This is a genomic window from Solibacillus sp. FSL H8-0538 (assembly GCF_038003525.1).
Lineage (GTDB): Bacteria > Bacillota > Bacilli > Bacillales_A > Planococcaceae > JBBOPI01.
Window position 1 is genome coordinate 1462614 of the sequence record NZ_JBBOPI010000001.1, and the last position, 15073, is coordinate 1477686.

Here is a 15073-nt window from a genome sequence, read left to right on the forward strand (position 1 = left end):
GAGATCTATATGAAAATTATTACAATAGAACCGACACCAAGTCCAAATTCAATGAAAATTGTCATTGATCAAGATTTACCATTTGGTAAAAGCTTTAATTACACAAAGGAAAATATTGCAGAAGCATCTGCTACTCTGCAAGCAATTTTTGCTGTTGAAGGAGTAAAAGGTATTTATCACGTTTCAAACTTTTTAGCAGTTGAGCGTAACGGTAAATTTTCGTGGGAAACGATTTTATCCGGTATTCGTCATGTATTAGGTGAAAACAACAAAAGACATGAAGCGGTAGCACAAGTAAACGAGCATTTCGGTGAAGTGAATGTACATGTACAAATTTATAAAGGTGTACCACTACAAATAAAAGCTTTTGACGGTGAGGGTGAAGTACGTATTGCAACAGGTGACCGTTTTAAAGAGGCATTTAATGCGATTCAAACACAGTCGGCTGATGAAAATTATATTTTCCAGCGTCAGTGGATGGACTTTGGTATCCGTTACGGCGATAAAGACAAGGTAGCAATAGATGTAAAAGCTGAAGTAGTTGCGCTTTATCCTGACGAACGTGTGCAACGTATTTTAGAGGTAGCAAATAAGCAAGTAAATACAGTGACAGAAGAGCGCCAAGCCGTTACAATTGAGCAATTCCAAGTTGAGGACTGGCAGCAACGATTCCAACTACTCGATCGGTTACCAGACCCTGAAGTAACAGATATTCCGTTACTAACGCTTGCATTAGACGACGAGCAAATGGCAATCCGCCGCTTAGCAACAGTATATTTAGGCATGATTGAGGATGTAGCTGTTGTACCAGCGCTTGAAAAAGCATTAGCTGACAAAAGTGCTGCTGTGCGCCGTACTGCGGGAGACTGCATGAGTGATTTAGGTTTAGCCGAGTTTGAACCAGCCATGATTAAGGCGCTAGTTGATAAAAATAAGCTTATCCGTTGGCGTGCAGCAATGTATTTATACGAATCAGGTACAGAAGCAGCAGTTGATGCATTACGCATTGCAGCAGAAGATGCCGAATTTGAAGTAAAACTCCAAGCAAAAATGGCACTTGCACGCATTGAACAAGGTGAACAAGCAAAAGGCTCCGTATGGAAACAAATGACGGATGCTCGTACACACGAATAATTTAATAGAAGTTATCCTGATATGCTCTAGTAACGTAAAAGGATAACTTCTTTTTATTTAGCGGAAGAATGAAGAAGGTGAATACGTTGTCGAAATTTAGCGAATTTAATTATTTGAAAAATCTGATTTTTTAGATTACATTGTAGGTAAACGGTTGAGAGGTGTCGAAATTTGAATGCAGAACATATATTACATACAGAATCGTTATTCGATGTTACGCCCGTGGTAGAACAGGAGTTTTTAAATTTTGCAAATAAATTTGTTCAATGGAATCACATACAGCCAACGTCAAAACCAGTAGAAATTAGAAAAGCATTATTGGTACAAGATATTTGGTATTTTTTTTATTTGGGACAAGATTGCGAGAGCTTTATTATTCCAAAAATGAAAGAAATCAATGAATTGCGAATGGAATTCCTACGATTAATAACAAAAAATGAGTGCTATCAATATCATCACGAGCAGTTTAAAGAAAATACCTATTTGTGTAGCTTTATCGCTCTAAATTTAGCTAAAGCGTCCAGTCAGTGGGTTGAAGAAAAGTCGCTAGAAAATCAATTGTTAAAAAAGTTAATATCGCAGGATAATGCCCTTTCTGTACAACTGAATTTAGAGGAAAGTAAGGCGTTCCAATCGAAATTAAATTATGAACTAAGGAAAGAATGCTACAAGGATTTTTATAACTTCACAAAAATGATCAATCACGCCATTCAAAATGCAGTACGTACTAAGCAGACCATTCTGCAACTTATTGGGCAAGAGCAGTATGAACAGTTAACACAGGCCGATATATTTCATTTTTTAACAAGCTTTTTAGATGGTGACGAAATGGAAGAGGTTGCTTTTTGGAAGAATAAAATGGCCCCTAGCTATAATAGTACTATATTATTCTCAGAAAAAAAATCGCTCTATACAGTAAGATTACTATGTGTTCAGCAGGATAATAGTATGCGCAAGTATAGGAATTTAGTTACTGGTATTATTAGTGGTGTGTGTGAAATTAGTAATGAAGAGAAAAGTGATTTTATATATATTCCGTTCGCGCAAAATGTTTCAAAAGAATTATATAGTATGAGGGGCCAAGTAACGCTAGAAAACTTCTTTGATTTTTCAAGGAAGTTCATTGGGGGAGACACAGAAATTAATTATAAGGAAGTACTAAATATCGCGTTCATGATGCTTAAACTAGAAGTACACGGGTTAGGTGGAGATATCGGGATTATCTGTAACGAAAAGATTTTCGATCAGCTCCCAGACGATGTGAACTGGAAGAAAGCGGTGTTAAATTATAAAGAGCAGTTGGGGATTAATATTTCGGTTTTTGTAATTGGTGATAAACAATGTGGGGAGCCGATTTGGTTTGCAGACCGTGTTACGTTTATTCATGAATTAAATAAGCATTTTTAAGGTGCTGCATCCAAAAATTATGAAGAAGCACCTTTTTCTTGTTCATGAACGACAACCTTTTGTTCAGGGGAAAATACGGTGTATAATATGCTACCAAAAATTAATAGGATGCCGAAAGTTTGCAACAGCGACGGACGAAATGATAATAGGATCGCATCTAGTAAAATCGCCACAACGGGATCAACAAAGACGAGAACCGATACAACGACCGTAGATAAGTTGCGTATACTATCAAAAAATAAATAGTATACAAAGCCAGTATGTATAATGCCTGTTCCTAAAATGTAAATCCAATTGGATGTTGTCAACCCGCTAAAAACGGTGAAATCACAAAGCGGGAACAGCATTATTATTCCAACGATCGTTTGAACAAATGTAAGTGCATAGGCAGATAAGCCATGAATTGTTTTGCTTGTAAACATTGTTAATGCATAGCAAATTGCAGACAAAAGTGCCCATACAAAGCCAGAACTAAAGAAATCCTCTAGAGACGTAAAATTATCAATCCCTACGATGAAAATACTACCAACGAAGCAGATTAAAGTTGCGAAAATCGAATACATGCCCATTTTTTCAGCGAGTAAAACGGCACCAAAAATAAGGACGAAAATCGGTGCTAAATTATAAATGGAAATCGCTATCGAAATGGACATTTGCTCGAATGCTTTAAATAAAAACACCCAATTCGATACGATGAACACACCGCAAATAATTGTTTTGCCTAGTTCTTTTTTATCCCAAACTTCTGTTTTATGTCCTCCAGTAACAAACCACATGCCGCCAAGAAATAGCGTCGCACAAATACAACGTACGAACACGAGCTCCACAGCAGGGATTCCTGTATGAATGGTGAAAAAACCAATGGATCCAAAAATGGCCATTGCTACACACAATTTTATCATAGCTGCCACGTTCATATTATAACCTACCTTCATGTCAAATACGCATTTAACTATAACAAAAAATAGTGTGCAAGGGGTATTTTTTCTGAAAAATTGGATAAATAAAAGCTGCATACTCTTTATTTATTAAAATTGACTAATCGTAAAAACGGATAAGTGGAATGCAGATATCCTAGTTTTAGCAACTTAATACACAACAATTCCAATAATAAGACCACATAATACAATAATCCATGGTGGTTGTTTAAAGCGGACGAGCAGTAAAAATAACAAACATGCAAATAAGAAATCTTGGCCGTTGTGAATCGTTTCGGAGAGTATCGGTGTCACAAAGGCTGCAGCTAATATACCCACAACAGCGGCATTCATACCGATGACCGCACCTCGTAGTTTTGGATTGCGGCTCATTTCATACCAAAAAGGAAAAGCTCCTAGAATTAGAAGAAAAGCGGGTAGAAAAATGGCAAACGTTGCAAATAAACCACCTAATGGACCATTCGTGACCGTGCCGATATATGCGGCAAATGTAAATAATGGTCCTGGCACGGCTTGCGTTAAACCGTAGCCGGCTAAAAATTCAGAAGCACTTAGTATGCCACTTGTAACAAATTGTGTTTCCAACAGCGGTAATACAACATGTCCACCCCCAAAAACAAGGGCACCAGCAGTATAAAATTTCTCAAATAAATCAAGCCAATAGTAGTTTGTAGTGTTTGTGATAAAAGGTAACCCAATAAGTAATAGGAAGAATAAACAAAGGAGAAAGCCCCCAAGTTTTTTCGAAATTGGCACTGCAATGTTCGTGAGTGGTCCAACAGTTCCTTTAAATAATAGATACCCTAATACAGCAGCAATAACGATAACTGCTATTTGTGTAAAAGGACTTTTAAGTAACAAGAGTGCAATTAATGCTATTCCAGCTAGTGTGTAATGTTTCCATGTAGGGAGTAATTTCTTTGATAAATCCAAGATAGCTTGTGCCACAATGGCGACTGCGACAAGTTTTAATCCTTGCACCCAACTGAAATCGAATGAATCTGACATCAGCAACATAGCAAATACGATGAGAACAACTACAGATGGCATTGTAAAGCCTAGGAAAGAAACGATACTCCCTATAATGCCTCCCCGAAGTAAGCCAATACCCATTCCCACTTGACTAGAGGCTGGTCCTGGTAAGAATTGACTAAGTGCCACTAAGTCGGCATATTGTGCATCGGTTACCCATTTGCGCTTTTTGACATATTCATTTTGAAAATAGCCTAAGTGTGCTGTTGGTCCACCGAAAGAGGTACAACCTAATTTCAACGAAACCCAAAAAATTTCTAATAAGTTTTTCATCTAAATCCTCCTTATATTAGTAAGAATATAGGCTTCGAACTTATCGTAGTGTAAATTTTATGTAAAAATTACTGTGTTAAAAGAATAATGTTGTTGAAAGTGCCGGGGAAAACGCTCATTCACCTTTCAAGGGGACAAACATTTAATCAAACTGCTAACACTCAAAAAAGTTATTTGAGCAATTCTTTATTATGATGTAGATTGTAATGAAGAGAAATCAGAAATTTATTTTGAAATAAAATTGATAATAATACATCCGTATTTACTAGTAATATTACTTAAACTCGTTTTCTTCATATTGTTTACTTTAATACCGGTTGTTACCAAGTTATTGAAATAATCACTAGGGTAAATCATTCATAGAACAACTAAAGGATGCGCTATCTCATTACGAGTAATACGCCTCCTTGTTTATTACTATTAAGCAAAAGCTACATCAAGAATCATCATCACTGTAAATCCAAGCATTAAACAAATTGTTGCTAAATCACCATTTCCATTTTCTTGAGAACCAGGGATTACTTCTTCTACGACAACGAAAATCATTGCTCCCGCAGCGAAGGCTAATGCAAATGGGAGAATCGGCGTCATAAAGGATACAGCTACTACACCTATTACTGCAGCAATCGGCTCTACCATTCCTGAAAATTGACCATAGAAAAAGCTTTTTCTGCGTGACATACCCTCTCTTCGTAAGGGCATTGACACAGCAGTTCCTTCAGGTAAATTTTGAATCCCAATACCGATAGCTAAAGCAACTGCTGCTGTTAAGGACGCAGAAGGAGAACCTGCTGCTACCGCACCAAAAGCAACCCCAACTGCCAGCCCCTCTGGTATATTGTGCAATGTAATGGCAAAAACAAGCAAGGTACTTCGTTTTTTCCTTTTAGGATGTAATCCCTCAGCATGATCTAAAGGAGACGATGGATGTAAATGGGGAATAATTTTATCGGCTATCCAAAGAAATCCCCCACCTAATAAAAAGCCGATAGCAGCTGGAAACCAAGTAGGAAAAGAACTTCCTTCTGACATCTCAATTGCTGGAGAAAGCAACGACCAAAAACTCGCAGCAATCATGATGCCGCCCGCGGAGCCTAACATTCCGTCCATTAATTTTTGGTTAACCGTTTTAGTAGTAAACACGAGTGCAGCACCGATAGCGGTCATCCCCCATGTAAAAAGTGTCGCTAATAATGCTTGCGTTACTGGACTAAGGGTCGAAATGAAATCAATCATATTTTCTACTGCTCCTTCCTACCTTTAATTTCAAGGAGTTTCTTAAACTATTGTATGCCAGAAGTTTCCCTAGTGCAACATTTTGTATTTCTACATAACTTGACGAACAGGTGGCATGATTTTGAACTCGCCTGAATTGAATCCAATACGGTCCTATTTTTCATAATCTAAAAACGCCGTCAGTTCCGTCGTCAGTATCGAATTGACCGGTGTTTCTAAGTTCGCACGAAAAACTACGGCAATATATTGTTTTTTACTAGTACTTAGGCGTATGCTGTTGTAAATTGATTCATAGGGAAGACCCCTTTCTAAGGATAGGTTGTGGTTATTTAATTTAACCAAGCAAAGGTCGTACATATTTCGCCTTATTCATTGACACAAAATAATTTATACGCTCTGATAATTGCAATACAATAAAATGGAAAAATATATTCAGACCTCAATGCATAATATTTATAATTTGCTTAAGTGTTTCAAGTGTTTTTTCTACATATTTTCTACATATTTATTCTCTATAATAGCCTTAGAGGAGCGGATTAAGTATTTGGAATCTATCGATATTATAACGTCATTAATTAGTTCGGATATTAATAGCGTTAAATGAAAGGTGCTTCATAAATGTATAGTTTGATGTCAGAGATTAGTCAGATATTTAGTGAGCCGATTACCTTGTTTTTAAATTCATATGAACATTCCCCCCTAATAGTTGCAATACTCCTTGGTTTGGTGGGGGCTGTTGCACCATGTCAACTAACAGGAAATATGAGCGCCATTACTTTTTACGGTAACCGCACAATTCAGAAGGACAGATATTTGGGAGAGATTATATACTTTATTTTAGGGAAAGTAGTTGTTTTTAGTTTTATCGGATTGCTCGCTTGGCTATTTGGACAATCTTTCGAAACAAGAATGACGGAGTATTTTCCGATTTTCAGGAAAATTATTGGTCCATTAATGATTTTGACAGGGTTTGTTTTATTGGGCATATTAAAACTTCGCTTTCTTAACCGTGTAACAGCACATATTCCAATGGTATTGAAAGAAGGAAAGTTTGGATCATTTATGCTTGGGGTAAGTTTTTCACTAGCTTTCTGTCCAACAATGTTTGTTCTCTTTTTTATATGGCTGATGCCAACTGTAGTCTCAACTTCATATGGTTTTGTGTTACCTGCTATTTTTGGTATTGCTACATCGATTCCACTAATCCTTTTATTTGGATTGATATGGTTTTTTGATGCGAAGCGATTTATTATGAAAAAAAGTATGAAGATAGGGAGAGCTGTACAAAAGATAGCTGGAGTTATACTTATAATTATTGGTGTTTTTGACACGATTACCTATTGGGGAATATAAGTAATTTTAGAATAATCATTTACTATTACGTAAAGCAATTCTTTGGATTTTCATATTAATCCATGTAAGTTGGTTGATAGCGGGTTAAAATATTTGTTTTCGGATTTGTATTATTACTAGCGTTTGGCACATCATCTTTATTGTGATGTCGTCATAAAAGAACGATTTCAATTATTTTAGTATTTTGGGAATAAGGAGTGACATTAATAATGCGTAAATCAGTTGTGTTAGTATTATTTCTATGCCTTGTTTTATTAGTGGCATGTTCAAATGGAAATGAAAAAAGCAATCAAGAAGAACAAAGCGAAAATACAGCAATCAACTCTGGTGACTTAAGAGAAGAGACCGCGTCTATCGAGGTGTTGCCCGAGTTCTTAGATAATAAATCGGAAGAGATCCAGAATCTATATATGTACGTGGCAAAGAATAAGGAGCTATTGGAGCACATCCCTTGTTATTGTGGTTGTGGTGAATCTGTTGGTCATAAAAATAATTACGATTGTTTTATATACAAAAATAACGAAGATCATTCACTTGTTTGGGACGATCATGCGACTAGATGCGGTGTTTGTTTAGAAATTGCAACACAATCTATTAATGATTATAATGGCGGGAAATCTATTAAAGAGATTCGAATCTTGATTGATGAAAAATACCGAAGTGGATACGCAGAACCTACTTCAACTCCAAAAGTATAAGAAAATGATACTTTGACAATGTTATAAACACTTTTATTTAAATGACAAAGAAGACTGCCCCAAAATACAAAATTAGGGACAGTCTTTATTTTTTGGATTACAAAGGGTATAGAGTGTTATATCAGGTTAAAGATTCGGTTTATACTATAAAAAAGAAAAAAGCATTCATTCTATTTATAGTAGTAAGATAAATAGCACGAACGAATTTTTACATAAGTAAATATTAAATCAAACTTAAATTTGTCTGTAATGAAGTAGTATAACATTTTAATATAAGGTTGGTGAATTCATAAAATGAAAGTGTTGTTAGTAGATGATGAAGAAAAGATTACAAATGTATTAGCTTCTTATTTCGAAAAAAATGGTGATATTACATACATTGCGAACACGGGAGAGTCCGCAATTCAATTAATAGACCAAATACCTCTTGATATGATTATTCTAGATTTAATGTTACCAGATATGGATGGAGAAAGTATTTGTCAATATGTGAAGTTGAATTATGATGTTCCCGTCATTATGTTAACGGCTAAGATTTCAATCGAAAGTAAAGTAACGGGATTCGAGCTTGGTGCTGATGATTATGTTGTGAAACCATTTCATCCTAAAGAGGTGATAGTAAGAGCTGAAAGGCTGCTTCCAGAATCACATAAAAAACAGGTGATTACATCTGGAAATTTAGAGCTCCATAAAAATGAAAGACAAGTAGTATGGAAACATCAAATTGTGCAGCTTACCCAACATGAATTCAATATTTTACTGTTACTAGCTGAAAGTCCAAAAAAGGTATTTAGTCGTGATGATATTATTCAAAAATTATTTGGTTATGATACAGAAATACATCTACGTGTTATTGACCAACATATTAAAAATATTCGCAAGAAGATTAATAGAGATTATATACAAACCGTCTTTGGCTTAGGATATAAAATGAATGAGAAGGTTAAAAGCGAATGAAGTTTAGTATAAAAATTTCAGCAATTATTGCGATTTTTTCTACCTGTATGCTCCTCATGATTACAGCTATATTGCTGTATAAAGGACATGAGCATTTAATGATGCTCCAAATTACAGATTCTGAAGTATTAATTCGCCATTTTGATATGGCATTAAGAGAAACAGCGTTTTGGTCAGTAGGTTTACTTATCATTGTCATAGTTGTTTCTAGTATATTAATTGCAAGAGTGTTGATACGCCCGATTCAAGAAATGGATCGGTTTGCATTGCGGCTTGTACGAGGAGAACGCAACTTAAGTATTAGCTATAAAGAAAATGATCAACTGGGTCAATTAGGACAATCATTAATAAAATTAGATGAAACTTTGAGTACATACGAATTGCGTCGTAAAGAAATGACACAAGATCTCGCTCATGAAATCCGCAACCCACTAGCTTCAATAAAAAGTTACTTAAATGCATTTGAAGATGTTGTTTGGACAGCTACACCAGAGCGCCTACATGCATGTGTAGAAGAAATCAATCGACTTATTATCCTTGTTGGTGAACTTGATACGTTAAATGATATTAATAGCCCAACATTTAAAGTTGTAATGAAGGAACAACCGATTGCTTACTTAATCGAGCAATCCGTTATTACTTTGGCAAGCGAATTACTTGAAAAAGAATTACAGGTTGAATTGGATTTAGACAAAACTATCCATGCAAAAGTAGATGCACTTCGAATGAATCAAATTCTACACAATATTATTAAAAATGCAATGTATCATGTTCAAAAAGATGGGATCATCTCCATTAGGTTATATAAACAAAAAAAAGACTTTTTAATCATTGTGAAGGACAATGGAATTGGAATGGATGAAGAGACAAGCAAGAAAATATTTGAGAGACATTTCCGAAGTGAAAATAAATATACTGGCAACGGTCTAGGTATGACGATTACACAAAAATTAGTACAGGCGCATGGAGGAACTATTACTGTAGGTAGTGAAAAGAATGTAGGGACAACTATAACGATCACAATGCCATCTTCTACATAATTTTTACACAATTTATTTGTATGCTAATTGCGAAAGGAGTGATTAGCATATGAAAAAAATAGTATTGGTAGGTATTATGATTAGTCTAGGATTACTCGGTGCATGTAGCAAAGGGGATAATAATTCGTCTTTTAGTACTGAAATGGAAAGAATGGATCACTCTTCTATGAATATGGAAGGCTTGGATGAATCAACAATGGATATGAGCCACGAGTCTATAGCAGAGTTAAAAAGTAGTCTTGGTGAAAATGAATTAACTTTTCCAAAAGTATTAAAACCAGATCAAGAAGTTAACAATTCTATTTCATATACGATTCATGCTCAACAAGGTACGACTGAAATATTTGATGGAATTAATACTGAAACTTATGGCTATAACGGAAATTTTTTAGGACCGTTGATTCAAGTGGAAAAAGGAATGGACGTCACTATTCATTTAGTGAATGATTTAAAAGAGGATACTACTTTCCATTGGCATGGCCTTGAAGTACCTGGTAGCGTAGATGGTGGTCCACATACAGTATTGAAACCTGGCGAATCTGAAACGATTCAGTTTACTGTTAATCAAGATGCAGCTACATTATGGTTTCATCCACATCCTATGCATGAAACAGGAAAACAAGTATTCAAAGGCTTAGCAGGACTGCTCTATATTGTTGATGAGAATAGTGAGCAGTTAAATATACCAAAGACATATACAGAAGATGATTTTCCAATAATTTTACAGGATAAAACATTCTCGGTTGATAGACAAATTGATTATGACGCAGTGATGAATGCAGATGGGACAACAGGAGATACCCTACTGATTAATGGTGTTGTCGATCCAAAACTAACAGTTGATCGCAAAAAAGTTCGCTTACGCGTTTTAAACGGTTCTAATATGCGTAGTTACGTATTACATTTTAATAATGATATGGAATTTCAACAAATCGCAAGTGATGGAGGGTTTTTAAATAAGCCGAATACTACGAAAGAGATTGAGGTTTCGCCATCTGAACGAGTTGAAATCATCGTAGATTTAACAAAAGTAAAAGAAAATGAAGTCTTGCTCGTTAATGAAGATAACACAACAATTTTGCCTATATATTTGAGAGAATCGAAAGAAAATAGTTTAAAGACAGCAGATATACTCAACAATCTTGCTATCCCTGATAGTGTGAAAAATAAAAAGGTCACAAAAACAATCAAATTGGCTGGGATGGGTAAAGTTGTAACAATCAATGGTCAAAAATTTGATCCAGACCGAATTGATTTCATACAAAAACAAAATGAAACCGAAGTATGGGAAATTGAAAATGTAAATGACGCTATGGGCGGAATGAACCATCCATTCCATATACACGGAACACAATTTCAAGTTATATCGATTAATGGGGAAGCGCCACCGTCAAGTTTATCGGGTTTAAAAGATACAATTTCTCTGAAACCAGGACAAAAGGCAAAAATAGCTGTAAAATTCACTCAAAAAGGAATCTATATGTTTCACTGTCATATTCTTGAACATGAGGATAATGGGATGATGGGGCAAATTAAGGTGAATTGATGATTCGAGTTATAAATCGAATACAAAAGTTGAATAATACTAACACATAGGCGTTTATTAAGTACAAAAGTTACTTAATGAGCGTCTTTATTTATGAATTGCACGTGAATGGTCAAAAATTTCCGACTTTCAATATTTTTGTGTAAATGACTTGATAACCTTTTCAGATAGGTAGTCACTTTTTGATTATTAATTGTTCTTGTTCGAAGGATTGATTTTGGTTTTGAGAAAGGGGTACCCTTTCTCAAAATCCAAATTTGCGCTGCGCTTTCCTCCTGCTTATTCTGGAGATTCAAACATCGAGATTAGTTTTGCAAGCGCTTAGTTGAAACCAATTTGACAACGTGTAGGGAAACGTTAATTGTATTCTTCAAACTGTGACACTAAGAATCGTTCCAGAGCTTCTTCGTTCGGGAATTGTTCTTTGCGTCTCTTATATTTTTTTGCCTTGTTTTTTGTAGTTCACTTAAGTCGTTTCCTTGTTTATAATACGTGCTTTGAGGAATTTGTAGGACGTCGCACAGTGCTCATGCCGACTATTAAAGAGTGTTATTTGGAATTACATCTATTTACGTCCTATGATATGTGTTGCTTGCTATAAAATGTCATTCGTTACTCTATCTAGAATTATTATACCTGCATCTGATACACATACAATTACTAGTTAGTTGATGCTCTATGTGTTGCTACATACTCATTATTGAAATCTACTAATCTTAAACGCTGATAGGTCTAATGCAGATTTCCCAGTAGTAGCTAACTCGCTTAACGTTTCACCAACTGCGCTCGCAAATTTAAAACCATGACCCGAAAAACCAGCTGCAATCGCGATGTTTTTATAAGCGGGATGTGTATCGATAATAAAATAATCATTCATTTTAATGTTATAAATTCACAATAATTGTAATCTGTCGGAGGTTAATTTTACGTCACTGCATTTTTTTACACATGAATTGCACAATCGACCAAATCGCTATACGACTTATTCGTAAATAAGCGTCAGCAAGTGAGATCCTAGTCTTTTTGCACATATTTTTGGATATGTCGTATCGTCTTTTTCGTGATTTTACAAAGTCGCTTGGTTTATTTTAGAGATATTTTACTCATGTACATTTTATAGCGAAGAGCCAGAATTAATGAAGGAATTATTTGTACTAGACGTATGACTGAAGTAATGAATAATTAGCTATGAATTGTTTGAAAAAAATTTGTTCGCATGCTGAAGTCTGAAATTATGACAGCGCATGGGTAACTTAATGAAACCTGTCCAAGTGAATGATTACTAAAATCTGTTATTAAATTTATTGATTGCTGCCATCACCATCTCCTCTTTTATCTTCTTTAATGAATACATCATTTAGCTTGAACTATCATTTTGTTTATATTTACAAAATAAAAAAAGTGAAATAGTTGTCAATTTCCTTGTATATAAATGCATGAATGGAACCTAAAAAAGTATTTCGTTTTTGTATATTAATGGTTATTAGAAAATATTTTTTTATCATTTCCACTTTAGCCTTTTCATTCGGCTAAGCCTTGAATTTATTAATATATGCTACACAATTAAAGGAGGAAAGACAGTTGATATACGATGATGACTATTCGTTCAGGGAAGTAAAATGTTCAAGTTCCAGTAATAACGATGGCAGTAAGTTCGGTCGGCTTTTTCCAACTTTGCCGCCATTTGCCAAAGACACCGAAAAAGTAAGAGCCGCATTGCTGGAACTTGGGAAAAAGGGAGGAATAATGAACCAAGAGTCTAACAATCAAGACAATCCCAGTATGCTTTCAGGCTTTACATTTTTGGGCCAATTTATCGATCATGATATAACATTCGATCCAACATCTAGTTTTGAACAACAGAATGATCCAGAAGCAATAAAGAATTTTCGAACACCTGTGCTAGAACTGGACAGTATTTATGGAGGGGGGCCTTTCGTAGATCCCCATTTATATGACATTACAACCGGAGGCATTAAGTTTTTAATTGAGAAGGTATCTTCAGCTGAGAATGCACCAAATGATATACCAAGAAACAGTCAAAACACAGGACTAATCGTAGATCCGCGAAACGATGAACATATGATCATTGCTCAGCTTCATCTTGCATTCCTAAAGTTTCATAATGCGGTTGTGGATCATCTAGCTGATCGAATCAAGAATCCAATCGAACGTTTTTTTGAAGCACAGAGACTTGTTCGTTGGCATTACCAATGGATTGTTCTACATGAGTTCTTACCTCATATTGTTGGTAAATCAATGGTGCGCCAAATTCTTAAGGGAGGACGTAGATTCTACAAGTGGGAAAAAGAACCATTTATCCCTGTGGAGTTTGCAATCGCAGCATACCGATTTGGCCATAGCCAGGTTCGACCTTTTTATCGAGTTAATGAAAGATTTGGAGCCTTAGTATTTGATGCCAGAATAAATCCAACTGATCCAGATCCAAATGATTTGCGCGGCGGTAAACGTGCTCAAAGGCGCTTCGTGCAATGGGACAACTTTTTCGACACTGGCACAGGCACTCCTCAGAAAGGAAAAAAGATTGATACGACGCTGTCTAGCCCCATGTTTGAGTTACCATTCGTACCATTCCCTAATTCTCTTGCCCAACGGAACTTTTTACGCGAACTGGCATTTGGTTTGCCATCTGGGCAGGACGTAGCGAGAAAAATGTCTATTGAACCGCTCCTTCGTAGTGATTTGTCTGATGTCGCAGCGTTAGGTTTTGACCGAAAAACACCACTGTGGTTTTATATTCTTCGAGAAGCAGAAGTTAAAGCAGATGGAAGAAGATTAGGTCCAGTAGGTGGTCGGATAGTGGCAGAAGTACTGATTGGCTTGCTTGAAGAGGATAAGCAGTCTTTCTTAAGTCAAAACTCTAATTGGGTGCCAACACTGGGGACGAATGGAAAGTTTGGTATGGCAGATCTACTAAAATTTGCGGGTGTGGCTTAATATAGAGAAAAAAATTTTATGACTTGGATAGTCCACAGAAATATTAATATGCAGTAACGATATGGTAGTAGAAGGTGGAATAGAGTCAATTATGAGCTTCTAGGACTAAAAATGTTCTAGGGGCTTTTTACATGAGAAATGCAAGAAAACATCCAACTATTTATAAAGTGTTATATAATGGTTTTAATAGATTATTTTGGATAACTACCAAAAATCGGGGGTGACTACTAGAGTATGATGATTGTTGATTAGAGTGAGCATAGCGAGGAAAGCGGCATATCGAACGCCGCCTGGAAAGCGTCCAGCCAGTACATAAATCAACCCTAAGTTACGGTGTTGAGCCAATATTTTTGGGTTTATAAACTAACTAAAATGAGGAATATTCCCGTAGTTCAAAAATATGACGTTATTCTAAAACATCGACAAAAGAAAGTAGAACGATTTAGATGTCTAAAATGAATTAGAACAGCGCAACTTAGAAGAGTAACGGTTCGCTGGTAA

General features: G+C 35.7%; 12 protein-coding genes and 2 pseudogenes. 8 read left to right on the forward strand and 6 right to left on the reverse strand.

All coding sequences use genetic code 11. The features are described 5' to 3' along the window. Positions 1-9 precede the first annotated feature (9 nt). Together MHH87_RS06830 and MHH87_RS06835 are read left to right on the forward strand one after the other, a co-directional pair. Positions 10-1134 (forward strand): conserved virulence factor C family protein, encoded by a 1125-nt coding sequence (locus MHH87_RS06830; protein WP_340748576.1) that lies wholly within the window; start codon positions 10-12, stop codon positions 1132-1134. 171 nt (positions 1135-1305) lie between these two features. Beyond that, entirely contained in the window at positions 1306-2541 is a 1236-nt protein-coding gene (locus MHH87_RS06835; protein ID WP_340748577.1) for a hypothetical protein, read from the forward strand. 17 nt (positions 2542-2558) lie between these two features. Here the strand turns inward: MHH87_RS06835 and MHH87_RS06840 are convergent, their stop codons facing one another. From MHH87_RS06840 to MHH87_RS06855, 4 genes and pseudogenes are all read right to left on the reverse strand, one after another. After that, positions 2559-3458: a DMT family transporter gene (locus MHH87_RS06840; protein ID WP_340748578.1), complete on the reverse strand. Its 900-nt coding sequence runs from the start codon at positions 3456-3458 to the stop codon at positions 2559-2561. A 171-nt stretch (positions 3459-3629) separates the two neighbouring features. Then, positions 3630-4784: a chromate efflux transporter gene (gene chrA / locus MHH87_RS06845; protein WP_340748579.1), complete on the reverse strand. Its 1155-nt coding sequence runs from the start codon at positions 4782-4784 to the stop codon at positions 3630-3632. Between the two features lie 420 nt (positions 4785-5204). Beyond that, positions 5205-6020, reverse strand: a complete 816-nt coding sequence (locus MHH87_RS06850; protein ID WP_340748580.1) for a ZIP family metal transporter — start codon at positions 6018-6020, stop codon at positions 5205-5207. Positions 6021-6176: 156 nt separating this feature from the next. After that, positions 6177-6313 (reverse strand): annotated as a pseudogene (locus tag MHH87_RS06855) (IS256 family transposase); the annotation flags it as partial. 325 nt (positions 6314-6638) lie between these two features. Here MHH87_RS06855 and MHH87_RS06860 point away from each other — a divergent pair. The 5 genes from MHH87_RS06860 (at position 6639) to MHH87_RS06880 (ending at position 11614) form a co-directional block, all read left to right on the forward strand. Then, positions 6639-7373 carry an urease accessory protein UreH domain-containing protein gene (locus tag MHH87_RS06860; RefSeq protein WP_340748581.1) on the forward strand — a complete coding sequence of 245 codons (735 nt, stop codon included), beginning with the start codon at positions 6639-6641 and terminating at the stop codon, positions 7371-7373. A gap of 209 nt (positions 7374-7582) precedes the next feature. After that, a complete protein-coding gene (locus tag MHH87_RS06865; RefSeq protein ID WP_340748582.1) occupies positions 7583-8071 on the forward strand; it encodes a PCYCGC motif-containing (lipo)protein in 489 nt (162 codons plus the stop codon). A 294-nt stretch (positions 8072-8365) separates the two neighbouring features. Further along, positions 8366-9028: a response regulator transcription factor gene (locus tag MHH87_RS06870; protein ID WP_340748583.1), complete on the forward strand. Its 663-nt coding sequence runs from the start codon at positions 8366-8368 to the stop codon at positions 9026-9028. Beyond that, positions 9025-10068, forward strand: coding sequence for a sensor histidine kinase (locus MHH87_RS06875; RefSeq protein WP_340748584.1), 1044 nt, complete (start codon positions 9025-9027; stop codon positions 10066-10068). The genes MHH87_RS06870 and MHH87_RS06875 overlap by 4 nt, the downstream gene beginning before the upstream one ends. A gap of 49 nt (positions 10069-10117) precedes the next feature. Next, complete coding sequence (locus tag MHH87_RS06880) at positions 10118-11614, forward strand: multicopper oxidase family protein (RefSeq protein ID WP_340748585.1); 1497 nt, start codon at positions 10118-10120, stop codon at positions 11612-11614. A 321-nt stretch (positions 11615-11935) separates the two neighbouring features. Here the strand turns inward: MHH87_RS06880 and MHH87_RS06885 are convergent. Together MHH87_RS06885 and MHH87_RS06890 are read right to left on the reverse strand one after the other, a co-directional pair. Beyond that, positions 11936-12058 (reverse strand): annotated as a pseudogene (locus MHH87_RS06885) (IS256 family transposase); the annotation flags it as partial. A gap of 253 nt (positions 12059-12311) precedes the next feature. Further along, on the reverse strand, positions 12312-12491 hold the full coding sequence (locus MHH87_RS06890; RefSeq protein ID WP_340748586.1) for a hypothetical protein: 180 nt from the start codon (positions 12489-12491) through the stop codon (positions 12312-12314). A gap of 704 nt (positions 12492-13195) precedes the next feature. On the opposite strand from MHH87_RS06890, the gene MHH87_RS06895 reads away from it, so the two are divergent. Next, positions 13196-14572, forward strand: a complete 1377-nt coding sequence (locus tag MHH87_RS06895) for a peroxidase family protein (RefSeq protein ID WP_340748587.1) — start codon at positions 13196-13198, stop codon at positions 14570-14572. Positions 14573-15073 lie beyond the last annotated feature (501 nt).